This is a genomic window from Clostridium sp. CF012 (assembly GCF_018861755.1).
Classification (GTDB): domain Bacteria; phylum Bacillota; class Clostridia; order Clostridiales; family Clostridiaceae; genus Clostridium_AD.
Genome location: NZ_JAHLEF010000028.1, coordinates 1 through 23007 on the forward strand (window position 1 = coordinate 1; position 23007 = coordinate 23007).

The window sequence follows — 23007 nt, forward strand, 5'->3', positions numbered from 1 at the left end:
AAAATCCTTAATGCTCATTTATCCACCTCTAATCTTTATTCCATTATACATAGAAAAACCCTATAGCGTAGGTTTTTTTAAATCGTCTACTCTATAGGGTACATTTTACTAGCGCTCAAACATGTATTTTTCTTCACGCATCTGCAAATAAAATAAATTGTGAATTACTAAGGCTTGTTCGAACGCATTCCGCGCAATATATACTTTTGTTAGCATAATCTAAGAAAAAATATCCAATTTTAAACAGACTATTATTTTTATAGCATTTAATAAAAAGGGATATTTGACCCTTTCATTATTTTGAAAATTATTTATACAACAATAGATTTCTATTAAGTATGATAAAGAGTATTTTAATTAACGAGGTGGGGGTAAAAATGATTTTTGAAACTTTAAGCTATATTGGTGAGAAGTTAAATGATAATGGAGTTGTATGGGCTGTAGGCGCATCTATCTTATTGCATCATTATGGGCTTGTAGATAGTCCTAATGATATTGATATTTTAGTAGATTTAAAGGATATTGAAAAAGTAGATAAGATTCTAAAAGGTATTGGAGAAAAGAAAGTTTGGGAAAAATCGAATTCATATTCTACAAAATACTTTTACGAGTATTTTGTGCATGGCTTTGATATTGATGTTATGTCAGGACTTACTATTAATTATAATAGTGGAGAATTTGAATACATCTTTGATAGTACTTCAATTTCAGAATATAAAATAATTAATGAAGTAAATATACCATTGAGTTCATTAGAAGACTGGTATGTACTATATCAATTAATTCCTGGTAGGGAGATAAAAGTAAAGATGATAGAAAATTATCTAATATCATATGGGATAAAGAAGCCTACTTTATTAGAAAGAGCATTACGAGGTGACTTACCAGTAGATGTTAGAGATAAAATTCAAGGAATATTAAAAGTGTAATATTCTTGAATTTTTTAATATGGGAAGCTAGTAGCGCTATAGTGAATGTAACTTTTGAATTTTATTGTTTTTTCTGAAATTCTGCTAACAAAAGGATATATTGCGTAAAATGCATCCGAACAAGCTGTAGTAATTCACAATTTATTAGCGATGTGAGTGCATTTCTAGCGATATATCCTTTTCGTTATAGCAGGATTTTAGAAAAAATTCGTAAATGGAAATAGAACATTAGATTACCTTGGAAATTACTTAGCAAGCTGCGAAAAATAATGTTTAGGGATTAAACCTTTCTTAATACCTTCAGTAACTAGCAAATATGTGGCAGTAGTGTCAAACCTAGCGTCATGAAAATTTGCAGTATCTCCAAAGTATTCATTGCTCTTTAAATTTATTTCATCTTCATTTAACTTTAGGAATTTAATGGCTTCTGATAATTTTGGATTTTTATAGCCTCCACGTGCAGAGTAAAGTTTGCATATATCTTTATAATATTTCATTGTACAAAATATATGGTTAGGGGCTAGAGCATGTCCACAATTATTGAGTTCATGAGTTAAAAATTTAATATCAAAATTAACATTGTGTCCGATAAGAATATCTGCATTTATAAAATCATCGATAAAATCTTCGTATGAATCTTCAAAAGTTTTGCCATCGCTTAGTTCAAATAGTGCATCTACACTGAAACCATGAACATCCTCAGCAGAAGGTTCGATATAATCTACTGTGAAAAATATGTTTTTTCCTATTGTTTTTATAGGTTTATAACTAGTATCGACAAGTATATAACTCAATTGACATATATTCCCTGGTCTTATACCAGTAGTTTCTGTATCAAAAAAAATCATTTTCATTAAAAACCCTCCTATATTTCCTCTTTTTCACTTTTCTTTAATCCACTATAAACAAGTTCGTAAGATAAATCCACTAAAAAGAGGATTTTATCATCAGAAATGGAACCATCAATAATTATGGTGTTCCAATGTTTTTTATTCATGTGATAACCTGGAATAATTGCATCAAAGTCTCTACGTAAATCCTGAGACATAAAAGGATCGCATTTTAAGTTGATTTCCAGTATTGGCTTATTGATATTTGTTAAAGCAAACATCTTAGAGCCTACCTTGAAAACTAGTGTTTCATCATCAAATGGGAAATACCCTGTAACACCCTTTTTACTTAGGCAATAATTCTTGAAAGTTTCTAAAGATAACATAATAAATCACCCTTTATCTTTTTATTTACTAAAATACCGTTACGTTAATTATAACATAGATTTTATAGCTTTATATATTAGAGAATATTGTATATACTATTTATAAAGCTTTCTTTGTGTGCTTGAAAATAAATCAGGCTAGAATAGACTAGCATAGCATACTGACTTGGTATTTGTTTGTGCCTTTAGGTGAAATGGGGTTATATGTATGATTGAACTTTTAAGAAGTCTTACTAATAATTTAGGATATGTAATTCTTATTGCTTTTTTTGTTTCTAGGATAGGAAGCTTTAAGAATATTGTGCAAAAGGATATATTTAAAAAAAGAGATTTAATTATGCTTTCAATAATATTTGGATCATTTGGAATTTTGGGAACCTACACGGGAACAGAGGTTAATGGAGCTATTGCCAATACTAGAATTATTGGTGTAATGGCAGGTGGGATACTCGGTGGGCCTTTTGTAGGCATAATGGCAGGAGTTATAGCTGGAATGCACAGGTTACTCGTAGATTTAGGCGGAATTACATCAATCCCATGTGCTATAACTACTATAATTTCAGGAATATTTGCAGGAATAATGTATAAGATATCAAATGAAAATAACAAGTGGGTGTATGGTTTAATTGGTGGGCTTCTAATGGAAATTTTAGAAATGCTTTTAATACTTACAATGGCGCACCCTTTTAACAAGGCCTTAACTATTGTAAAAAGTATATATTTTCCCATGAGCTTTACGAATGCTATAGGTATTGCAATCTTAATAGTAATAATACAAAAAATTCATGAGGAAAAGGAAGAGATTGCAGCAAAGCAAGCGCAAATAGCACTGGAGATAGCTAATAAAACTTTGCCATATTTTAGAGAGATGGATGAAAATTCACTAGAAGAGATATGCGGTATAATAAGAGAGTCAATTGATGCAGATGCAGTATCTATTACAAATACAGAGTATATATTAGCTCATGTAGGTGTAGGCGCTGATCATCATATAAAAGGCCAAAGGATTGTAACAGAAGCTACAAAAAAAGTTATTAAGGAAGGAAATTTGCTTTCCTTAACTAATGCAAGTCAGATAGATTGTCCTAATTTGAATTGCGATTTGAAATCTGCAATTATTGCTCCTTTAAAAGAAGGAAACAAAATGATAGGCACATTAAAAATATATTATTGTAAAGACGATGCAATTTCCTTTAGAAATATAAATTTAGCCGTAGGATTATCTCAAATTATTTCTACTCAACTAGAAATAAGTAAACTGGGGGAGTTAAAGCTTATGGCAAATAAGGCTGAAATAAAGGCACTTCAAGCTCAAATAAATCCTCATTTTTTATTTAATGCACTAAATACAATAATTTCCTTTATTAGACTTAATCCTAATCGTGCAAGAGAATTAATTATAAATTTATCCACTTACTTGAGGTATAATTTAGAAGCTGGAGAAAAGCCTGTAGACATTTATAGAGAACTAGAGCAGGTTAAAGCTTATATAGAGATAGAAAAAGCAAGGTTTGGAGAAAAACTTCATATAATTTATAATATTGAAGATAATCTAGATGTTAAAATTCCAAGTCTTATAATTCAACCTATAGTTGAAAATGCAATAAAGCACGGTATATTAGAGGGCAGTGGATATGGAACCGTGACAATTGAAATTAAAAAAAATGTGGGCGAGAACATTATAATAACAATTGAAGATGATGGGGTGGGTATCTCAAAAGATATTATAGAAAAAGTCTATAATGATAAAATGGAAGAAAATAGAATAGGAATGTCAAATGTTCATAATAGATTAAAATATATTTATGGTGAGGGATTGAAAATAGAAAGACTACAGAATGGTACTAGAATTCATTTCAATGTTATGAAAATAAGGGAGTGGTGATGTGAACTGTATTATTGTTGATGATGAATTTCCGTCAAGAGAAGAACTAAAGTATTTCATAAACAACTTTAGTAATATTAAAATAATGGAGGAATTTGATGATTCGATTATTGCACTAGAGTACATTGAACTAAATAAACCGGACATTATTTTTCTGGACATTAATATGCCCAAATTAGATGGGATGGCGCTGGGCAAAATTATTAGTCATTTCCCCAAACAATCCCTTATTATTTTTATTACTGCTCATAAAGATTACGCTGTAGATGCATTTGAAATTAAAGCTTATGATTACATATTAAAACCCTATTCAGAAGAACGTATAGTTAGTACATTGAAAAAAATTGAGAAATGCTCAGATAAAAAATGTACAAATAGTAAAATAACCCTTTGGAAAGATAATAAAATGATTGTAAGGAGCATAACTCAGATTTCTTACTGTGAAGCAAAAGAAAGGGAAACATTAATCTATATTAAAGGTGAACAATACAATGTAAGTTGTAGTATATCAGAATTCTATAAAAAGCTTCCAAAGGAATTCTTTTTTAGAAGTCATAGATCATATATAATAAACATTGACAAAATAATAGAAATAGTTCCTTGGTTTAACAATACATATATGTTAAAGTTACAAGGTGAGAACGCAGATATACCAGTAAGTAGAAATAATATAATTGAGTTTAAACAGATAATGGGCATATAAAAGCACTTTATGTGTTTTTTTTGTTATTTCATGTATGAAACCGTATACAGCTCTCAAATAATATATTACAATTTTGTTAATAAATAATTAGGAGGGGTTGAAATGGTATCTTTTATTTTAGCAATTATTGCTCTTATTGTAGGTTATTTTATTTATGGTACAATTGTAGAAAAAACTTTTGGGGCGGATGAAAAAATTCAAACTCCAGCTATAAGGCTAGAGGATGGTGTAGATTTTGTCCAGATGCCTGCTTGGAAGATTTTTTTAATTCAATTTCTTAACATTGCAGGGCTCGGTCCTATATTTGGTGCAATTGCAGGTGCAATGTGGGGACCAGCAGCATTTTTGTGGATTGTCCTTGGATGTATCTTTGCAGGTGGAGTTCATGATTATTTTTCAGGTATGCTATCAGTAAGACATGATGGTGCAAGTATACCTGAAGTTGTAGGGAAATATCTTGGCACTGGGTTTAAAAATTTTATGCGAGTATTTTCAGTAATACTTTTAATACTAGTAGGAGTGGTTTTTGTAACTGGTCCAGCAAGTATTTTAAAAGGTTTAACGGGAATGAATTTTCAACTATTAGTTTATATAATATTTGCATATTATATAATGGCAACAATGCTTCCAATAGATAAGCTTATAGGAAAAATATATCCTATTTTTGGAGCTTGCTTATTCATTATGGCATTCGGAGTAGGTGGAGCCTTGATTTTAGGTGGGTACCCTATCCCAGAAATAATACCGTCTAATTTGATAAATATGCATTCAAACCCAGGTTCAAATCCAATATTCCCTATGTTATTCATTACCATTGCTTGTGGAGCTATTTCAGGTTTCCACGCAACTCAATCACCATTGATGGCAAGATGTATAAGTAGTGAAAAACAAGGTAAAAAAATATTTTATGGTGCAATGATAGCAGAGGGTGTAATTGCATTAATTTGGGCAGCAGCAGCAATGAGTTTCTTTGGAGGCGTAAATGAATTAAATGCTACTATGGCTATAAAAGGTCATACTGCAGCATGGGTAGTAAATGAAGTTTCAATTAGTTTACTAGGAAAAGTTGGTGGAGTTTTGGCTATACTAGGAGTTGTTGCTTGTCCTATAACTTCTGGTGATACAGCATTTAGAAGTGCAAGATTAACAATAGCCGATACATTTAAATTTGATCAAGGTCCTATTAAAAATAGATTTTTAATTAGTATTCCACTATTTGTAGTAGGGTTCATATTAACTAAAATGGATTTTGCAATAATATGGAGATACTTTGGATGGTCTAACCAAACTTTAGCTACTATAGTATTATGGACAGCCGGCATGTATATGGTTACTATTGGTAAAAAGCACTGGATGGCAACTTTACCTGCTACGTTTATGACAGCGGTATGTACTTCCTATATTTTAATTGCACCAGAGGGCTTTAAGCTATCTCAAAGTATTGCCTACCCAGTAGGAGTTATAGCGGCAATTGCAGCAATGACAATTTTCTTAATTGCAGCAAAAAAAGTTGTAGTAAAAAAGGTAGAGGGAAAAACCAACGTTAAAATGTAAAATATATTTTAAGTCATATTAAAAGAAAAACTGTTAACATAATATTATGTTAACAGTTTTTATGAAAATATGTCATATATCATAAATATTATAAACAAAAGACATATAAAAGCACTTAATGTGCTTTTATTGTCGTTTCATGCGTGAAATCGTATTCTATTTTAAATATACATTATAATTTAGTTATTAAGTATTTAGGAGGAGTTCAAATGGTTTCATTTATTTTAGCGATTATTGCACTTATAGCAGGTTATTTTATTTACGGTACAATTGTAGAAAAAGCTTTTGGAGCTGATGAGAAAATCCAAACACCAGCCGTGAGACTCGCAGATGGTGTAGATTTTGTTGAGATGCCTCAATGGAAGATTTTTTTAATTCAATTTCTTAACATAGCAGGCTTAGGTCCTATATTTGGAGCAATTGCAGGTGCAATGTGGGGGCCAGTAGCATTTTTATGGATTGTCTTTGGATGTATCTTTGCAGGAGGAGTTCATGATTATTTTTCAGGTATGTTATCAGTAAGACATGACGGTGCAAGTATACCAGAAGTTGTAGGGAAATATCTTGGTAATGGATTTAAAAACTTTATGAGAGTGTTTTCTGTTATAGTTTTAATACTTGTAGGAGTAGTTTTCGTAACAGGACCTGCAGGTATCTTAAGAGATCTAACAGGAATGAATTTACAACTATTAATTTACATGATATTTGCATATTATGTAATGGCAACAATGCTTCCAATAGATAAACTTATTGGAAAGATATATCCTATTTTTGGAATTTGTTTATTAATTATGGCAGTTGGTATTGCTGGTGCCTTGATTTTTGGAGGATTCCCTATTCCAGAAGTAACAGTATCTAATTTAGTTAATATGCACTCATCACCAGGAAAAAACCCAGTATTCCCTATGCTATTCATAACAATTGCTTGTGGAGCGATTTCAGGGTTCCATTCCACCCAATCACCTTTAATGGCAAGGTGTATATCTAGTGAAAAACAAGGTAGGAAAATATTTTATGGTTCAATGATAGTAGAAGGAATAGTTGCATTAATTTGGGCAGCTGCAGCAATGAGTTTCTTTGGAGGAGTTGAACAGTTAAATGCTACTATGGCAATACCTGGTCATACAGCAGCTTGGGTAGTAAATCAATCTTCAATGACTTTACTTGGAAAAGTCGGTGGAGTCTTAGCTATACTTGGAGTTGTAGCTTGTCCTATAACTTCTGGAGATACAGCATTTAGAAGTGCAAGATTAACTATAGCCGATGCATTAAAATTTAATCAAGGTCCTATTAAAAATAGATTCATGATTAGTATTCCACTATTTGTAGTAGGTTTCATATTAACTAAGATGGATTTTGCAATAATATGGAGATACTTTGGATGGTCTAACCAAACCTTAGCTACTATAGTATTATGGACAGCGGGTATGTACATGGTTTATATAGGTAAAAAACATTGGATGGCAACTATTCCAGCTACATTTATGACAGCTGTATGTACTTCCTACATTTTAATTGCACCTGAGGGCTTTAAGCTTTCACAAGGCATTTCATATACAGTAGGGATTATAGCAGCAATTGCAGCTATGGTAATTTTTATAACTGCGGCAAAAAAAGTTGAAGTAAAAAACAACATTAATGTATAATATTTTATAAATCCCCTTTATAAAATAAAAAGGCTGTTAGCATAATATTTATGCTAACAGCTTTAACTTATTTATTTATTTATTTTTGATGATTTCACCATTCACCATTACAAATTCTACTTTACTTCTTAAATCAAAGGGATGTCCACTATACATAATAATATCAGCATCCTTTCCAATTTCTAAGCTTCCAACTTTGTTCTCTATGCCAAGTATTTCAGCAGCATTTATAGTTATTGCCTTAAGAGCCTCTTCTTCATCCATACCCTCTCTTGCAGCAATACCTGCACATATCGGAAGATATTGAAGGGGAATAACGGGGTGGTCTGTCATTATAGCTACCTTTATACCAGCTTTCGAAAGAATTACCGGGGTTTTAAAAGTCAGATTCTGAAGTTCTACTTTTGATCTATTTGATAACGTTGGGCCTAAGATTATACCCTTTTGAATGCCTTCTTTTAAATAATCTACAATTAAATGGCCTTCTGTGCAATGATCAAGGGTTATATCTATATCAAATTCCTTTGCAATTCGAAGAGCAGTAAGGATATCATCGGCTCTATGAGCATGAGCTTTTAGAGGTATTTCTTTTTTTATAACCTTTGCTAGTGCTTCCATTTTCATATCAAATTCAGGTACTTTATCAGGAGTTTCCAACGCTTTATTTTGTTTTTCTATATACAGTTTTGCTTTAAAAAGATTTTCTCGAAGTATAGCAGCAGTGGCCATTCTTGTACTGGGGGATTTTTTTAGGGCGTTATATACTCTTTTAGGGTTTTCACCAAAAGCTACCTTCATAGCAACACAATCATTTACAATCATATCATCAATTCTATCGCCATAGGTTTTGATAACTGCAAACTGTCCACCAATTACATTTGCACTACCTGGACCAGTGGAAACAGTTGTTATTCCAGCTTGCAGCGCATCCTTAAAACATATATCTCTAGGGTTAATGGCGTCGATTGCTCTTAAGTGAGGAGTAACGGGGTCAACCGCCTCATTACCATCAGCACCTTCAAAGCCCATTCCGTCTTCCCACATTCCAAGGTGACAGTGAGCATCAATCATTCCTGGCATAACAAACTTACCTTTAGCATCAATGATTTCCGCATTACCTGGTGGACTTACCACATTTCCAATAGCAATAATTTTACCATGATCAACTAAGATCATTCCATTTTCGAAATTCTCCTTAGCCATCGTATGTATATTCGCATTTTTAATTAAAATCATATAAAAACCTCCTAATTTTTAGCCACTTGAATGTAACTTAAGCGAAACAAGGTGAAAGTATTTATTTCGCTATGCTAATGGTTTTGTATTCAAAATATTATACTATCAATATTATAACATATTTTTCTAATTAATATTAAAGGTTAATTAGTAGTCAATAGAGAGCACCTTACAGGTAATTCTGCTATTGCAATAGTAGTAGATAAGATTTCAAAAGATAAATAAAAAAACTGATTAGAAAATAAAATTTCTAATCAGTTTTTTTATTTTAAAATTCTGTTTAAAAGATAGAAGCTTTTTAGTATTAAAGATAAACATAAGTTAACTAATTATTATCTAAGCTACCTTCTATGCTCTACAAGATCAATGGCTCCTAGCACAATGTGAGCCAAGCCAAATCCAATAACACCTGCTTCAATCATAGGAAGAACATTTTTCTTTTTCATATCATTTCTAGAAAATGTTGCACCAGTAGCAGTTACAATTGTACCTAGTAAAGTTGGAATTAATCCTTCACGCATATTAAAGACCTCCCTTTTAAAAATTTTATATTATTAGCTTTTACAAATGTGATATCTTTAATACTGTAAAATATATAGAATATATGTTTTATATTACTAAAGTCTTAATCATTAAAATCTTTAATAAATTTATTGAATAGATTATTTGTTCTTTGTGGATGTTCATTATTATCAGAACGCTTATCTGTATTGTTTTTTTCTTTTATTTCATAAGAATTTTTAGAATTTTCATCATTAGTTATTTTAAAATTTTTATTATACTGAAAGTTGGCTTTAATTTCATTTGAAGTAATCCTTCTTCTAATAGTTGATGAATTATTAGAAGAATTCTTGTTTTCTGATTTACCATCTTCCTTGATTTTATTATCTTTACTTTTAATTGTTTTGTCATTATCTTTATTTTTGGAGGATTTGTTCTCTATTTTTTTAGTATTAATCTCTACTGAAGGTTTTTTTAGGATATCTTTCTTAATATCTTTATTTTTATTTATGGACTCTCTTTTGTTATTATTGCGATTCAAAGTGGATGTATCGATTTTTTTCTTATTAACTGTAATGTCTATTTTTTTATTATTGCTTGAAGAAGCATTAATTATGATATTTAGATTATTACTATCTATTATATTTTTAAAACTAGAAATATCTATAGAGTTATCTTTACTACCTTTAATATCAATACTAATAATTTTATTATCATTTGCATGTTCATCATTAATAAAATTTTCATCTTTAGCTTCTTTAACTAAAAGCTCAAGACCAACATCTATAGACTTATTTTTAAGTTTAATATTACTAAGTATTAGAGCACCATCTGAATTTAGTGCTTTAAAACTAATAATTTTATTCCACCTGTTAGCTTTAAGAGAAACCGATGGGTTACTTATAACTATAGTTGTAACTGGAGAATTGTAAGCTTGAGCAAAGGAACTAGAAATAAATATAAACATTAGTGAAGCGGCAGTTAGGGCATATTTATAGTTGAATAAGCTTTTCTTGTATAATTCTCCCGTATGAATTTCACCTACCTTAGGAAATACTTTGCTAATTTTTACATAAACAAATTCTCCACGGTCGGTCATAATCCCAGCCTTTTTATTAATAATAGATATTACAATACCGGTTTTAATCATTTATTTCACCCTCTTTTATATTTAGATAGGATTTTAAATACACATATTCTGGGTTTATAAGTATCAGTATTAAAGATATTATGTATATACGCCATTTTTCAATTGATTTTCTATTTGAAGCAGTTAATATTATTATTTCTTTAGTTGGAAGCCTTCTTTTGGTCTTTAAATGATTAAGTATTGACTCTTCTCTAGCGCATAAAAAGGCAACATTTAATAGCGTACTTCTAGTATCCTTGTGTGAGGGCGAGAAATTAATGAGGGAATCGAAATTGATTTTGTATTTTAACAGTTCCTCTGAAAATGAATTTATTTCATCAGCTCTAAATTCATTCTCAATTTGAATTTCAAAATTGTTAATAGAGTTTTTCCCATCTATATAATCTATATTGCCTTTACTGTTATCAAAAAGTAGACTTGGAGAAGTTTTATTTTTTCTAAAATAATCTATAAGTGCGTTTTTAATAATAATTTTACCAAAACCATAAAAATTTCCTTTAGTCTTATCATATTTGTCACAGGCCATGTTAAAAGCCACAAGTGAGATACTAAGTTCTTCATCATTTTCCCAAATTAAATGCCTTTTGCAGATTTTACTTGTAATTGAATAAATAAAACCTTTGTTCTCTTCAATAAAGTTGCTGCGATTTTCGAAAATTAAAGCGTCTATATTAAAACTTTGTTCTTCATCTAAAACTACGACTGTTTTTTTATTTTTATGAAAAAGAAGTTTCAAGTTCATTTGTCCACCCCTCATATTCTGTATACGTAAATACTACCAACTTTAAGAGGGAAAAGAAACAAAAATATATTTTTGAATGCAATATAAAATATATTTAAAAAAATAATAGAAATACCCTCTAATAAATATTAACATGCTTCGTATATATAGGGGAAATGAAAAATATGGGATAATGATTAATGATTGCTATCTACATAAGAGCAATAAGAGGAGGAAGTAAAATGAAAAAAGTAGCTATTTTAGTTGCAGCCATAGCATTTACAATAAGTATAAATACAAAGGTGTTTGCAACAGGTGTTGTAAATTCAGTTACTACAAGTTCTAGTATTGATGCAAACATAAGTGAGGTTGTTAATAAGGATACAGGCATTATGCCAGATAGTATGTTTTATTTTATTGATAAGGCCTTTGATAATCTTAAGATATTTTTAACTTTTGATGATGCAAAGAAAGCAGAAATAATTTCACAAGTAGCAAGTGAGAGAATAGCTGAATATGACAGTATGACAGAAAAAGAAAAATATGATTTGTCACAAAAAATAATTAAAGCATTAGATAAGTTAAGTGAAAAATTAGATGTATTAGAAGAAGATAGTGATAATGAAGTTAATTTAGAGCATAAGGAAGCAGTATCTAACATGGTAGAAAAAAGACATCTGTTAAATACTGCAAGACAGGAATACCAATCATTAAAAGTTGATTTAAAACATGCTGAGAAGTCTGGTGATGAAGTGGCTATAAAAGCTGCCCAGGATCTATTAAAAGTAAAAGAAGATTTGTATAAAGATGCTAAAGAAGCATTTAAGATAGCTTTTGAGGAAATGAAAGCAGTTAAAGAAGATACTGTAAAAAGTGATGAGAAGATAGAAGAACCAAAAGTAGTAACAGAAGAAAAGGTTGAAGAAGAAAAGGTAGATAAAATAGAAGAAACAAAAGAAATAAAAGAAATAAAAGTAGCTAAAGAGGCAAAAGAAGAAAAAGAAGCTAAAGAGGCTAAAGAGGCTAAAGAATTAAAAGAATTAAAAGAATTAAAAGAAGTAAAAGAAGTTAAAGAAGTCAAAGAAGTTAAAGAAAATATAATTAGAAATGAGAATAAAAGAGAAGAAATAAAAGAAAAATTAGAAAACATACAAATTAGAAATGATAACAAAAAAGAAGAAGTAAAAGAAAAAACAAATGAAATTAAAGAAAATAAAAAGAAATAAATAGAACATTAGTCATTTAGAATAAAAGTTCTCATCTAGGTAAAAATAAGATATTGTAATATAAAATTACAATATCTTATTTTAATTTAGAGGAGGAAAATAAAATTTATGAGAAAAACAAAATTACCGAAAGGCCAGCATGAAGAAGAAGTTGAAAATGTAAAAAATATGCTCCAAAGAGGCATGGGCATAATTGAAATTATAGACTCAACGAGTCTATATGAAGAGGAAGTCATAGGAATTAATAATGAACTTAGAGGTGAATAGTAGAAAATAAAATGCCGGGGAGTCCCTGGCATTTATTTATTATTAATCCCAGCAGTAAAATTCAGTTCTCTAACTGCAGCTAAAACTTGTTCCTTATCTATCGTACAAGTAGCAGTGGAAAGACCATGTTTTTCTAGAATGCTACTTATTTCCTGGTGAGTAATAGCTGTAGATGGAGATTCTCCTTCTATACGTAAATCTAAGTCGTTATTATCACGTTTAAATGATACAAAGTATTCGCCTGCATCATTTTTGTCTAGTATAAAACCTTTAGCCATTTTTATGCCCCCTTTTTTTTCACAAATACTACAATTATAGTATAATGCACAGCCAAATAATTATCAAAGTATTTTATTTGCACAATAAAATGTATTAAACAAAATAATATGTAAAAGATAATAAATGTAATTAGTAAGTTAATAAATAAATTTAAGGAGAGGTATTATGCCAAAAAAAGGAATGAGTAGGCCACAAGTTCAACCTAAAGGGGATAATAATAAGAAAATGAAAGATCAAGATGCAAAAAGAGTTCCAGAAGTAGGAAAATAAAATAATTAAACACCATGTTGAATTATATCAACATGGTGTTTAATTATTACTAGGACTTTAAAGCGAACTTTAGATTTGTGACTTATTCATATATCCCAAATCCAGTGATAACTAGTGTATCCCAATCAGTCTCTTCATTTTTAATCCAATTGTATTCGATACATAGTTGTTTTAACCAAGCATTAAGGCCACTACTATTTTTACTTGCATTTGGTGCTTGTCTTCCGAAACTTTCTTTTATAGTTTCAAGTAATTCTATTTGGTCGTCTTTTACCATCTCTTTATCTAACATTTCTTCTATAACATCACAACACTCTTCATAACATTTTTTGTCCTCAGCATACAATTCATCTGCGAGTAACTGACGTTTGTTATTTAGTGTATCTCGGACAGTATTAATTTCTTCTAAGTTTGATAAGTATTTTTTAGCTATGTTCATAGCGGCAATATCATTATCTATTCTAACTATTGCTCTTTCCAATTTTGCATTTCTCATTTTAATCTTCTCACTTTACATTTTTTATTTAGTCATTGATTAAGGCATCTTGAAAAAATAACTAGTGTGAATGCTTGTTATTTTTTTCAAGATGCCTAATGACAATAAATCAATTATATCATAAATTCACTATGATACAAAATTCTGCGTATATTAAATGTTTTTCTAGTGGTAACCAAAAAATTATTTAATTTAAAAAAATCAAAATTGTTGAAATTATATGATTAATAGTATAATATTATAAATATATCAAATAATTAACATTTTTACGTCAATTATGCACAAGAGATGGTAGATGACAATTGATAATTATTATCTATTCCAGACATAAGAAGATCTGCTGCAGAATTGTTTATTATGGGCAGTAAACCATTAAAAGAGCCTAAAGATATAATGCTATAATTGAAAATTTAAAAAACAGGGGTGATATTCCATGTTATCAAAAATATTAATCGAGGAAGTATTGAGCAAGGCGTTGTGTACAGGAGGGGATTTTTCAGAAATATTTTTAGAGGACACTGTAAAAAACAACATATCAATGGTTGATGGAAAGGTAGATAATTCTGTATCTGGAAGGGAGTTTGGAATAGGTATTAGAATATTTAAAGGCCTTAATAGTGTATATGCATATACAAATGATGCAAGCCGTGGATCTTTATTAGAAACAGCGTGCAAAGCGGCCTGCGCTGTAGGAAGTATTAACAATGATAAATGTATAGATATAAACTTAACAGAAAGAATAGGTTCAAACATTCATCCTATTTTATATGTTCCATCCACTGTTAGTAACTTAAAAAAGGTAGTGGAAATGAAAAAAGCCTATACTTGCGCTAAAGATTATAGTAGTGAAATAGCCCAAGTAACTATAAATTATGCAGATGTGGATCAAAAGGTTTTAATAGCAAATAGTGAAGGCTTATTAACTAATGATAGAAGAATAAGGACAAGAGCATTTATACAATCAGTAGCTAGTAATGGAGTAGAAAACCAAATGGGTTACCAAGGGCCAGGAAGAAAAATGGGCTTTGAAATGTTTGATGCTATTAATATTGAAGAGATAGCGAGACAAGCTAGTAAAACAGCTGTTACTATGTTACATGCAGCAGTTTGTCCAGCAGGGAAAATGCCTGTAGTAATAGACAATGGATTTGGTGGAGTTATATTCCATGAAGCATGTGGTCACGCTCTAGAAGCTGCAGCTGTAGCAAAAGGCAACTCAATATTTGCAGGAAAATTAGGACAGAAGATTGCATCAGACAAGGTAACGGCAATCGATGATGGTATTATGACGAATTTATGGGGTTCAATAAATATTGATGATGAAGGAACTCCAGCTAAAAGAAATGTATTGATTGAAAATGGTATTCTAAAAGGATATATGATAGATAAATTAAATAGTAGAAGAATGAATATGGAGATTACAGGAAGTAGTAGACGTGAATCTTATAAGTTTGCACCAACTTCAAGAATGACTAATACCTTTATTGCTCCAGGAAATGATGATGAAAATACTATTATTGGCTCCATGCAAAATGGGTTATATGCAAAAGAGATGGGCGGAGGTTCAGTAAATCCTGTAACAGGAGAGTTTAATTTTGCAGTAGTGGAAGGATATTTAATTAAAAACGGTAAAATAGATATCCCAGTAAGAGGAGCTACATTGATAGGAAAAGGATCAGATATATTATTTAATATTGATATGGTAGGAAAGAATTTACAACATGGACAGGGAATGTGTGGAGCATCAAGTGGGAGTGTACCAACAAATGTGGGACAACCTATGATTAGAGTATCAGAGATTACAGTAGGTGGAAGATAGGAGGGATTTATATGATATTAAATGAATTTAAAGAAAAATTATTTAAAAGAGCCGGAGAAGCTTGTTTTAGTGAGTATGAAATATATTATGAATCAGGAGAAAGCTTAGCCATAGAAATATTTAAAAAGGAAGTAGATAAATATAGTTTAAATAAAACTATGGGTATAAGTTTTAGAGGCATTTATGAAGGTAAAATGGGATATGCATACACAGAAATTATGGACGATGAAGCAATAGAATTATTAATAGAAAAAGCAAGGTCGAATGCCCAAATCATTGAGAATGAAGAAAAAGAAATTATTTTTGAAGGTAGTAATAAATATGAAGATTTCAATGGATATAATGAGGAGATTAACAGCATATCACCTGAAGATAAGATAAAACTCGCAATTGCGCTTGAAGAGGAGGCTTACAAATGCAGTGATTATGTTAAAAATACAGGAGAATGCTCTTTAGGAACAATAGAAAATGAAAGAAGAATAATCAATTCAAAAGGATTGGACATTAGCACTAAAGTAAACGGTATATATGGGTTTATGGAACCCGTTGTTACGAAGGGGGGGAGGACTAATAATTCCTATGCATATAAATTCACAAACGATATGAGTGAATTTGATATAAAAAAAATTGCAAAGGAGAGTGTAGATGAGTCTTTAGCTTATTTTGGTGCAGAATCAGTGAAAACAGGTAAATATCGAGTATTATTTAAAAATTCAGTATCAGTGGAATTTCTTCAAACCTTTGGAGAAATCTTTAGCGCTGACAATACTCAAAAGGGATTATCACTATTAAAAGGTAAAGTAGGGGAAACTATTGCGTCAAAGAGGTTAACAATAGTTGATAATCCATTTTTAAAAGGGAGTTTATGTTCTACACCTTTTGATGCAGAAGGAGTAGCCACATATTGTAAGAATATAGTGGAAAAAGGGAAGCTGAAAACATTACTTCATAATATTAAGACTGCTACAGTGGAGACCTCACAGAGTACAGGAAATGCTTCAAAAGCATCCTTCACGTCTCCTATAAAGGTTGCTCCTACAACTTTATATATTGAAAAAGGAATAAAATCCTATGAAGATATGATTAAAGCATTAGACAATGGAATTATAATAACGGAGGTACAGGGAACTCATTCAGGAGCTAATCCTATATCAGGAGATTTCTCACTAGCAGCCAAAGGCTTTTTAGTAGAAAATGGGAAAATAATAAGACCAGTTGAGCAGATTACTATAGCTGGTAACTACTTTGAAGTGATGAAAGATACTTTGGAGGTCGGATGTGACTTTGAATTAGGGATACCAAGGTCAGGATCGTGTTTTGGTAGCCCTTGCGCTTTAATAAGGGAAATTTCAGTTGCAGGTCTTTAAGTATAAATAGAAGGTAGTTGTGGCCAGTTTAGAGCTGTCCACAACTACCTTCTATTCTAGTTTAGATTCTAGTCCACTTAATAATTTAACATACCTATCTTGAAGGCTGTTTTTTGTAGCCTCATTTTCTACGGCAAAGCATAAGGTATCTATTTCTTCTAACTGCTCCTTACTTAATCTTTTTTGTGCGAAAGTATAAATAGCAGTGTCTTCCTTGTCGATATGCCTATGAAGTAAGTCCGTGTAAGCTATAGCGTTGGCAATTATGTCTACTCTTGAGTCACTATCTCCAGCTTGAAATTTAACTAAGGCAGCTTCTAGATTTCCCATAAAAAGCCTACCTAAATCATGTTCCACTAGCATTCCCATAATAGGACCCTTTTCTATTCGTTCCCCTAAAACTTCACTCATTTTTTTAAAAAGAATAACCTCTTCCTTATTATGATGGTGTTTATCTGCATAATTTCTTACGAAGTCAATAACACTATTAAAGTCATTATAATCAATTTGTTCATTGTTAAGTACTTTAATAGAGAATTTTCGAACGACAATTAACATTCTTTTTATAATTTTATGTTCTTCCATCATTAGCTCTATAGCATTCATAATATATCCTCCCTTTATAAAAATTCTAGATGCATAAATTGATAACTATTATTAATTATCAATATATCATATAAAATTATTAAAGTAAATGCTGCTGAATACATAAATAAGCTGTTGTGAATAAATAAAATATGATATTCTTAAATTATAATTAAAGGGTTGGGAGGATACATATGATTGATTTGAATATAGGACAAGTAGCAGCCTTTGTAACTGCTATTTGCTGGACTATAACCCCTATTGCTTTTGAAGCAGCAGGAAAAAGAGTAGGTTCACTATCCGTAAATTTTATAAGGCTTATTATAGCATTTTTCCTAATAGGTATATTTACATTCTTTACGAGAGGTATGTTTTTGCCACTTGACGCGGCAGGATCAACATGGCTATGGTTAAGTATTTCTGGAGTCATAGGCTTTGTTTTAGGAGATTTATTTTTATTTGAGGCATTTGTACTGATAGGTTCACGTATATCATTACTAATTATGGCTGTAGTTCCACCAATAACAGCACTAATTGGATTTTTTATTTTAGGTGAAAGACTTACAATTTTAGACCTGCTAGGAATGTTTATAACTATGGGTGGTATTTTCCTTGTTATATTAGTGAGAGGTACTAATGAAAAGAAAATTAAATTATCCCATCCTTTAAAAGGTATTTCCTATGCATTTATTGGTGCTATAGGACAAGCAACAGGAATGGTGTTTAGCAAATTAGGTATGGGAAATTATAACGCTTTTGCTGCTACTCAAATTCGAATTATATCAGCTACAGTTGTTTTTGCAATAATAATCACATTAAGGAAGAATTGGAGTAACTTAGCTGTAGCATTGAAAGATTTTAAAGCACTAAAATATATTTCTATAGGGTCATTTTTCGGTCCATTCATAGGGGTATCTTTATCCTTATTAGCGGTGCAATATATATCTACAGGAGTAGCATCTACAATTTCTTCAGTTTCACGTATTTTAATTATACCAATTGCTGTGATTGTATTTAAAGAAAAGATATCAGCAAAAGAGGTATTAGGAGCAGTTATAACCATTGGGGGAGTTGCATTACTGTTTATGTAAAAATAAAGCTCGACAATTTAACAATAAATATCATAAAATAAGGAATATTGATGATATAATTATCTTATACTTTATTAATAATAAAATAGTATTCTAGGTAAAGAAGAGCAGCTGATCAGTAAATTTAAGAAAAAAATTCAGAATATTTTGAAAAGGAGTTGGTATTATGACAATTAATTACGCACACAGAGGTGCAAGTGCATATTACCCGGAAAATACAATGCTTTCCTTTGAAAAAGCACTAGAAATGGGAGCTACAGGTATAGAAACAGATGTGCAGGTAACAAAGGATGGTGTATTAGTCCTTATTCATGACGAGATGGTTAATAGGACAACTAATGGAGAGGGACTTGTAGCAGACTATAATTATAAGGAGCTAAGTAAGTTAGATGCTGGAGCTTGGATGGGCGAGGAATTTGCAGGAATTAAAATTCCTACAGTTGAGGAGTTAATCTACTTAACTTTGGATAAAGATATTATTATCAATTTTGAAATTAAAACTGGAATAGTAATATATGAAGATATTGAACAAAAACTTATTGATTTAATTTATAAGCATAAGATAAATCGTAAAGTTATTTTGTCTAGCTTTAATCACTATTCTATAGCTAAGTGTAATAAAATATCTAAGGGAATTAATACAGGAGTATTGTATATGGAAGGTATTTATAAACCATATAATTATGCAAATACTGTTGGTGCAAAGGCTATTCATCCATATTTTCTTGCAATAAATGAGGAAGTAATAAAAGAAACTAAAAAGCACAGGACACAGATAAATGTGTTTACAGTGGATGATGAAGAGCGAATGAAATTTTTCTTAGATATGAAGGTTGATGGTATTATAACTAATTGTCCAGATAAACTCAATAAAATAATGGTAGAAAACTATGAAAAAACTAGATTATAAGAAAGTTTTTTTGCTGGGAATAGGCTTTTTTGCAATTAGTGTAACTTGGTCTATATATAATGCTTTTGTTCCTAAAATATTAAGTAATTTTATAAGTAGTACAACAATAATAGGATTTATTATGACTATTGATAATTATTTTGCCTTGTTTCTTCAACCGGCAGTTGGAATATTAAGTGATAAAATTGATACAAAACATGGAAAACGAATGCCTTTCATCATGATAGGTATGCCACTTTCTGTAGTCTTTATTATACTTGTGGCAAATTATAAAAATTTGCCTATGCTAATAACATTTATAGTACTTATGAACCTTTCTATGAGTATATTCAGATCTCCAGTTGTAGCTCTAATGCCGGACATAACAGCAAAGGAAAATAGAAGCAAGGCAAATAGTATAATAAATTTAATGGGTGGAATAGGGTCAGTTATAGCGTATATTGTGGGGTCTAAGTTATGGGATTTAGATGAGAAATATCCCTTTTATCTTGCCGCAATATTAATGTGCTTTTCTTTTATTCTACTCTTTAATTCTATAAAAGAGAGACGGGACGTAGCACACTATGAAAAAGATGAAGCAGTAAATAAAGGGTTTGTAAAAAGTATAAAGGAAGCTTTAAAAAATAAGAGCGTAATGTTTTTGCTACTGGCTATATGTAGTTGGTTTATAGGATTTGCAGGAATTGAGACATTATTTACACTGTATGGTGAGAAATATTTAGGTATAAAGACAAGCGCAGCAGCATTTTCATTTACATTCATCTCAATTGCTTTCTTGATATCTGCAATTCCAGCTGGGATTTTGGGAACTAAGTTTGGAAAGAAAAAAACAATTACAGCTGGAATAGTGGGTATTGTTGTGAGCTTTTTTATTATAGCTTTTATGAAGAATATTCTATATATAAGAGGCATGTTTTTAATATGTGGATTTTTCTGGGCTCTAATTAATATAAATTCATATCCCTTTGTTACGGATATGGCGCCAAAAGGAAAAATAGGCACATTTACTGGACTTTATTATCTCACAGCATCTGTAGCAGCTATAATATCACCGCCACTTTTAGGTCTTATAATCGATTTATTAGGTTATAAATATATGTTCTTTTATGGAGCTGTATTTTTCTTAATAGCTATAATACTTATTAATAAGGTCAAAATTGAAAGTCTGGAATAGATAAAATAATTTTTAAATATATAATAAAAGAATGTAGGGTACAAACAGAATTGTGCAGTGCATTCTTTTTATTTAGCGGGAAGTTGGAAAATTTAAAAAATATGGATTAATTTTAAATCTTTATTTAAATTGTTATAAATATGACACCGCTTATATAAAAAATAATGATATTATATAAATAAAATTGTAATCTAAAAAAAGAGAGGCTGGGGGGAATTATGAAAAATAAGAGTAATGTATATTTAGCTTTAGGTATATTATGTGAAGTTTACTTTATAGGAACAATAATATTTGGAGGAAGAGTAACTTTTGCTGAGTTTTATTTGGGCCTTGGAGTAGTGTTAATAACAATAGGATTAATTAAACGTAAAAGTAAAAGTGAATATATTTTAATAAGACCTGGCAAGATTCGAACAGCAATAAAAATATGTTTTTTTATGGGACTAGCTTCATTTATATTTATTGAAGGATGTATAATTCAATCAGCTGTATCAAAGCATAAAGATAAAAGCGATTATCTAGTGATTTTAGGGGCCGGAATCAGAGGCGAAGTTCCTTCAACTGCGCTTTATCAAAGGCTTTATGCTAGTTTAGAATATATTGAAATCAATCCTGAGGTTAAGATAGTAGTTTCAGGGGGGAAGGGAACTGGTGAGAGTATTACTGAAGCAGAGGCTATGAAAAGATTTTTAATAAAACATGGAGTAGCGGAGGATCAGATAATAAAGGAAGAAAAGTCCACCAGCACTTTAGAAAACATGAAATTCACAGCAGAGGTTTTAGAAGCATTAGAGGAAAGTGAAAATATAGAAGTAACTATTGTAACAAATAATTTTCATATGTTTAGAGCTAAATTTTTAGCACAAAGACAGGGCTTAAAGGTATTTGGGTATCCCGCAGCGCTTCATCCAATGCTAGTTCCTACTTGCTTTGTCAGGGAGTATTTAGCAGTTATAAATTCATTTATATTTGATAGATGATTGTGAGCTGAAAAAATTTTCTTATATTATGCTATAACGAAAAGTATATATTGCTAGGAATGCATTCACTTCGCCTTAGTAATTCTAAAATTTATTTTAGAATTACTAAGGCACGTTCAAATGCATTCTACGGAATATATACTTTTGTTAGCATAATATAAGAAAAAAAGCAGTTAATCAATTGTTGTTTCAGTTATTCTTTGATTATCGTAAAGAATTTCAATTGATAATTATATGCAAATGTATGAATAAATATTCATTAAGGTTTATTGATAAATTGATTTAAATATTAATATATTATAATCTTTATCATCATAAATGGCTTAAACAAACGATTTTGAGTATTTAAAAATCATTAATAGTTTTTTAAAATTAAAACAAGCTATTGACTTATGAATTAAAATGCAATACAATGTATAAAAATTAGCGATTCATTTTAATAATTTAGGGGGTTATATCAATGTCAAATACACAATTATTTCAATCTGAAAAAGAATTAGTGGGTTTTATCTCGGACTATCTCATCAAACATGATGATACAATTGCAATCATAAAAAAAGATTTAAGAAAAGATGTAATTAAGTCTTTACTAATAAATGAAGAATTTAATATCTTTAAAGATTCTTCTGATGCAGAAGAAAATATATTATTTTTAATTAAGACAGGCGATAAGGAAGGAAAGAATTTAAGCCTTAAAATTTGCGATGCATATAATAAAAACACTAAAGCTTTTAAGATGGTGGATATAGATAATATATTACTTGTGGATAATTTAATTAGTAGTGAGGAAGCTAAAAGTATTACTTATTATAAAGAAATTACCAAAATGAAAGTACAATGAGGTTACCTTCCGTATATCGGGTCAATCTGAGGTTTCCTATTATATTAACTTATCCCAAATACTTATTCTATTTATAAAGCAACCAACTTACTTAGTTTAAGGTAAGTTGGTTATTTTTATAAGTTTTTTTTCTTTATAAAAAGTATTAACAAACAATAAAA

At 30.3% G+C, this 23007-nt stretch carries 23 protein-coding genes; 14 read left to right on the plus strand and 9 right to left on the minus strand.

Annotated elements, in window-relative coordinates; translation table 11 throughout:
- Positions 1–377: 377 nt before the first annotated feature.
- Positions 378–929 (plus strand): hypothetical protein, encoded by a 552-nt coding sequence (locus tag KPL50_RS19310; RefSeq protein WP_216300180.1) that lies wholly within the window; start codon positions 378–380, stop codon positions 927–929.
- A gap of 245 nt (positions 930–1174) precedes the next feature.
- Here the strand turns inward: KPL50_RS19310 and KPL50_RS19315 are convergent, their stop codons facing one another.
- Positions 1175–1783, minus strand: a complete 609-nt coding sequence (locus KPL50_RS19315; RefSeq protein WP_216300181.1) for a 3'-5' exonuclease — start codon at positions 1781–1783, stop codon at positions 1175–1177.
- 11 nt (positions 1784–1794) lie between these two features.
- Positions 1795–2145: an MmcQ/YjbR family DNA-binding protein gene (locus tag KPL50_RS19320; protein ID WP_216300182.1), complete on the minus strand. Its 351-nt coding sequence runs from the start codon at positions 2143–2145 to the stop codon at positions 1795–1797.
- Positions 2146–2353: 208 nt separating this feature from the next.
- Here KPL50_RS19320 and KPL50_RS19325 point away from each other — a divergent pair, with 208 nt between their 5' ends.
- The 4 genes from KPL50_RS19325 to KPL50_RS19340 all read left to right on the plus strand — a co-directional run bounded on the left by KPL50_RS19325 (position 2354) and on the right by KPL50_RS19340 (position 7933).
- Positions 2354–4030: a sensor histidine kinase gene (locus KPL50_RS19325; protein ID WP_216300183.1), complete on the plus strand. Its 1677-nt coding sequence runs from the start codon at positions 2354–2356 to the stop codon at positions 4028–4030.
- A gap of 1 nt (position 4031) precedes the next feature.
- Complete coding sequence (locus KPL50_RS19330) at positions 4032–4733, plus strand: LytTR family DNA-binding domain-containing protein (protein WP_216300184.1); 702 nt, start codon at positions 4032–4034, stop codon at positions 4731–4733.
- A 102-nt stretch (positions 4734–4835) separates the two neighbouring features.
- On the plus strand, positions 4836–6287 hold the full coding sequence (locus KPL50_RS19335; RefSeq protein WP_216300185.1) for a carbon starvation protein A: 1452 nt from the start codon (positions 4836–4838) through the stop codon (positions 6285–6287).
- Between the two features lie 209 nt (positions 6288–6496).
- Positions 6497–7933 carry a carbon starvation protein A gene (locus KPL50_RS19340; RefSeq protein WP_216300186.1) on the plus strand — a complete coding sequence of 479 codons (1437 nt, stop codon included), beginning with the start codon at positions 6497–6499 and terminating at the stop codon, positions 7931–7933.
- 75 nt (positions 7934–8008) lie between these two features.
- On the opposite strand, the gene KPL50_RS19345 is transcribed toward KPL50_RS19340, so the two are convergent.
- From KPL50_RS19345 to KPL50_RS19360, 4 genes are all read right to left on the minus strand, one after another.
- Positions 8009–9169: an amidohydrolase gene (locus KPL50_RS19345; RefSeq protein WP_216300187.1), complete on the minus strand. Its 1161-nt coding sequence runs from the start codon at positions 9167–9169 to the stop codon at positions 8009–8011.
- Positions 9170–9510: 341 nt separating this feature from the next.
- On the minus strand, positions 9511–9690 hold the full coding sequence (locus tag KPL50_RS19350) for an asparagine synthase (RefSeq protein ID WP_216300188.1): 180 nt from the start codon (positions 9688–9690) through the stop codon (positions 9511–9513).
- A gap of 104 nt (positions 9691–9794) precedes the next feature.
- Entirely contained in the window at positions 9795–10820 is a 1026-nt protein-coding gene (locus KPL50_RS19355) for an anti-sigma factor domain-containing protein (protein ID WP_216300189.1), read from the minus strand.
- The gene (locus tag KPL50_RS19360; protein ID WP_216300190.1) at positions 10813–11562 is read right to left on the minus strand and encodes a sigma factor; all 750 of its coding nucleotides are present in this window, start codon (positions 11560–11562) and stop codon (positions 10813–10815) included. The genes KPL50_RS19355 and KPL50_RS19360 overlap by 8 nt, the downstream gene beginning before the upstream one ends.
- A gap of 221 nt (positions 11563–11783) precedes the next feature.
- On the opposite strand from KPL50_RS19360, the gene KPL50_RS19365 reads away from it, so the two are divergent.
- Positions 11784–12767 carry a DUF5667 domain-containing protein gene (locus KPL50_RS19365; RefSeq protein ID WP_216300191.1) on the plus strand — a complete coding sequence of 328 codons (984 nt, stop codon included), beginning with the start codon at positions 11784–11786 and terminating at the stop codon, positions 12765–12767.
- Between the two features lie 108 nt (positions 12768–12875).
- The gene (locus tag KPL50_RS19370; RefSeq protein ID WP_216300192.1) at positions 12876–13034 is read left to right on the plus strand and encodes a hypothetical protein; all 159 of its coding nucleotides are present in this window, start codon (positions 12876–12878) and stop codon (positions 13032–13034) included.
- A gap of 32 nt (positions 13035–13066) precedes the next feature.
- Here the strand turns inward: KPL50_RS19370 and KPL50_RS19375 are convergent, their stop codons facing one another.
- Complete coding sequence (locus tag KPL50_RS19375; RefSeq protein WP_216300193.1) at positions 13067–13312, minus strand: hypothetical protein; 246 nt, start codon at positions 13310–13312, stop codon at positions 13067–13069.
- A 353-nt stretch (positions 13313–13665) separates the two neighbouring features.
- Positions 13666–14079: a hypothetical protein gene (locus KPL50_RS19380; protein ID WP_216300194.1), complete on the minus strand. Its 414-nt coding sequence runs from the start codon at positions 14077–14079 to the stop codon at positions 13666–13668.
- A gap of 433 nt (positions 14080–14512) precedes the next feature.
- On the opposite strand from KPL50_RS19380, the gene KPL50_RS19385 reads away from it, so the two are divergent.
- Together KPL50_RS19385 and KPL50_RS19390 are read left to right on the plus strand one after the other, a co-directional pair.
- The gene (locus tag KPL50_RS19385; RefSeq protein WP_216300195.1) at positions 14513–15898 is read left to right on the plus strand and encodes a TldD/PmbA family protein; all 1386 of its coding nucleotides are present in this window, start codon (positions 14513–14515) and stop codon (positions 15896–15898) included.
- A gap of 11 nt (positions 15899–15909) precedes the next feature.
- Positions 15910–17265: a TldD/PmbA family protein gene (locus KPL50_RS19390; protein ID WP_216300196.1), complete on the plus strand. Its 1356-nt coding sequence runs from the start codon at positions 15910–15912 to the stop codon at positions 17263–17265.
- Positions 17266–17316: 51 nt separating this feature from the next.
- On the opposite strand, the gene KPL50_RS19395 is transcribed toward KPL50_RS19390, so the two are convergent.
- On the minus strand, positions 17317–17871 hold the full coding sequence (locus tag KPL50_RS19395; RefSeq protein WP_216300197.1) for a hemerythrin domain-containing protein: 555 nt from the start codon (positions 17869–17871) through the stop codon (positions 17317–17319).
- Between the two features lie 173 nt (positions 17872–18044).
- Between KPL50_RS19395 and KPL50_RS19400 the strand changes: the two genes are divergently transcribed.
- The 5 genes from KPL50_RS19400 to KPL50_RS19420 all read left to right on the plus strand — a co-directional run bounded on the left by KPL50_RS19400 (position 18045) and on the right by KPL50_RS19420 (position 22846).
- On the plus strand, positions 18045–18941 hold the full coding sequence (locus KPL50_RS19400; protein ID WP_216300198.1) for a DMT family transporter: 897 nt from the start codon (positions 18045–18047) through the stop codon (positions 18939–18941).
- Positions 18942–19107: 166 nt separating this feature from the next.
- Positions 19108–19851 (plus strand): glycerophosphodiester phosphodiesterase, encoded by a 744-nt coding sequence (locus KPL50_RS19405; protein WP_216300199.1) that lies wholly within the window; start codon positions 19108–19110, stop codon positions 19849–19851.
- Positions 19832–21025 (plus strand): MFS transporter, encoded by a 1194-nt coding sequence (locus KPL50_RS19410; protein ID WP_216300200.1) that lies wholly within the window; start codon positions 19832–19834, stop codon positions 21023–21025. The genes KPL50_RS19405 and KPL50_RS19410 overlap by 20 nt, the downstream gene beginning before the upstream one ends.
- A 218-nt stretch (positions 21026–21243) precedes the next feature.
- The gene (locus KPL50_RS19415) at positions 21244–22005 is read left to right on the plus strand and encodes a YdcF family protein (RefSeq protein ID WP_216300201.1); all 762 of its coding nucleotides are present in this window, start codon (positions 21244–21246) and stop codon (positions 22003–22005) included.
- A 460-nt stretch (positions 22006–22465) separates the two neighbouring features.
- Positions 22466–22846: a hypothetical protein gene (locus tag KPL50_RS19420; RefSeq protein ID WP_216300202.1), complete on the plus strand. Its 381-nt coding sequence runs from the start codon at positions 22466–22468 to the stop codon at positions 22844–22846.
- Positions 22847–23007 lie beyond the last annotated feature (161 nt).

Bases quoted from the DNA above. Each gene is read 5' to 3' on its own strand.
- KPL50_RS19310 (WP_216300180.1), top strand. From the start codon at position 378: ATGATTTTTGAAACTTTAAGCTATATTGGTGAGAAGTTAAATGATAAT.
- KPL50_RS19315 (WP_216300181.1), bottom strand. From the start codon at position 1,783: ATGAAAATGATTTTTTTTGATACAGAAACTACTGGTATAAGACCAGGG.
- KPL50_RS19320 (WP_216300182.1), bottom strand. From the start codon at position 2,145: ATGTTATCTTTAGAAACTTTCAAGAATTATTGCCTAAGTAAAAAGGGT.
- KPL50_RS19325 (WP_216300183.1), top strand. From the start codon at position 2,354: ATGATTGAACTTTTAAGAAGTCTTACTAATAATTTAGGATATGTAATT.
- KPL50_RS19335 (WP_216300185.1), top strand. From the start codon at position 4,836: ATGGTATCTTTTATTTTAGCAATTATTGCTCTTATTGTAGGTTATTTT.
- KPL50_RS19340 (WP_216300186.1), top strand. From the start codon at position 6,497: ATGGTTTCATTTATTTTAGCGATTATTGCACTTATAGCAGGTTATTTT.
- KPL50_RS19345 (WP_216300187.1), bottom strand. From the start codon at position 9,169: ATGATTTTAATTAAAAATGCGAATATACATACGATGGCTAAGGAGAAT.
- KPL50_RS19350 (WP_216300188.1), bottom strand. From the start codon at position 9,690: ATGCGTGAAGGATTAATTCCAACTTTACTAGGTACAATTGTAACTGCT.
- KPL50_RS19355 (WP_216300189.1), bottom strand. From the start codon at position 10,820: ATGATTAAAACCGGTATTGTAATATCTATTATTAATAAAAAGGCTGGG.
- KPL50_RS19360 (WP_216300190.1), bottom strand. From the start codon at position 11,562: ATGAACTTGAAACTTCTTTTTCATAAAAATAAAAAAACAGTCGTAGTT.
- KPL50_RS19365 (WP_216300191.1), top strand. From the start codon at position 11,784: ATGAAAAAAGTAGCTATTTTAGTTGCAGCCATAGCATTTACAATAAGT.
- KPL50_RS19370 (WP_216300192.1), top strand. From the start codon at position 12,876: ATGAGAAAAACAAAATTACCGAAAGGCCAGCATGAAGAAGAAGTTGAA.
- KPL50_RS19375 (WP_216300193.1), bottom strand. From the start codon at position 13,312: ATGGCTAAAGGTTTTATACTAGACAAAAATGATGCAGGCGAATACTTT.
- KPL50_RS19380 (WP_216300194.1), bottom strand. From the start codon at position 14,079: ATGAGAAATGCAAAATTGGAAAGAGCAATAGTTAGAATAGATAATGAT.
- KPL50_RS19385 (WP_216300195.1), top strand. From the start codon at position 14,513: ATGTTATCAAAAATATTAATCGAGGAAGTATTGAGCAAGGCGTTGTGT.
- KPL50_RS19390 (WP_216300196.1), top strand. From the start codon at position 15,910: ATGATATTAAATGAATTTAAAGAAAAATTATTTAAAAGAGCCGGAGAA.
- KPL50_RS19395 (WP_216300197.1), bottom strand. From the start codon at position 17,871: ATGAATGCTATAGAGCTAATGATGGAAGAACATAAAATTATAAAAAGA.
- KPL50_RS19400 (WP_216300198.1), top strand. From the start codon at position 18,045: ATGATTGATTTGAATATAGGACAAGTAGCAGCCTTTGTAACTGCTATT.
- KPL50_RS19405 (WP_216300199.1), top strand. From the start codon at position 19,108: ATGACAATTAATTACGCACACAGAGGTGCAAGTGCATATTACCCGGAA.
- KPL50_RS19410 (WP_216300200.1), top strand. From the start codon at position 19,832: ATGAAAAAACTAGATTATAAGAAAGTTTTTTTGCTGGGAATAGGCTTT.
- KPL50_RS19415 (WP_216300201.1), top strand. From the start codon at position 21,244: ATGAAAAATAAGAGTAATGTATATTTAGCTTTAGGTATATTATGTGAA.
- KPL50_RS19420 (WP_216300202.1), top strand. From the start codon at position 22,466: ATGTCAAATACACAATTATTTCAATCTGAAAAAGAATTAGTGGGTTTT.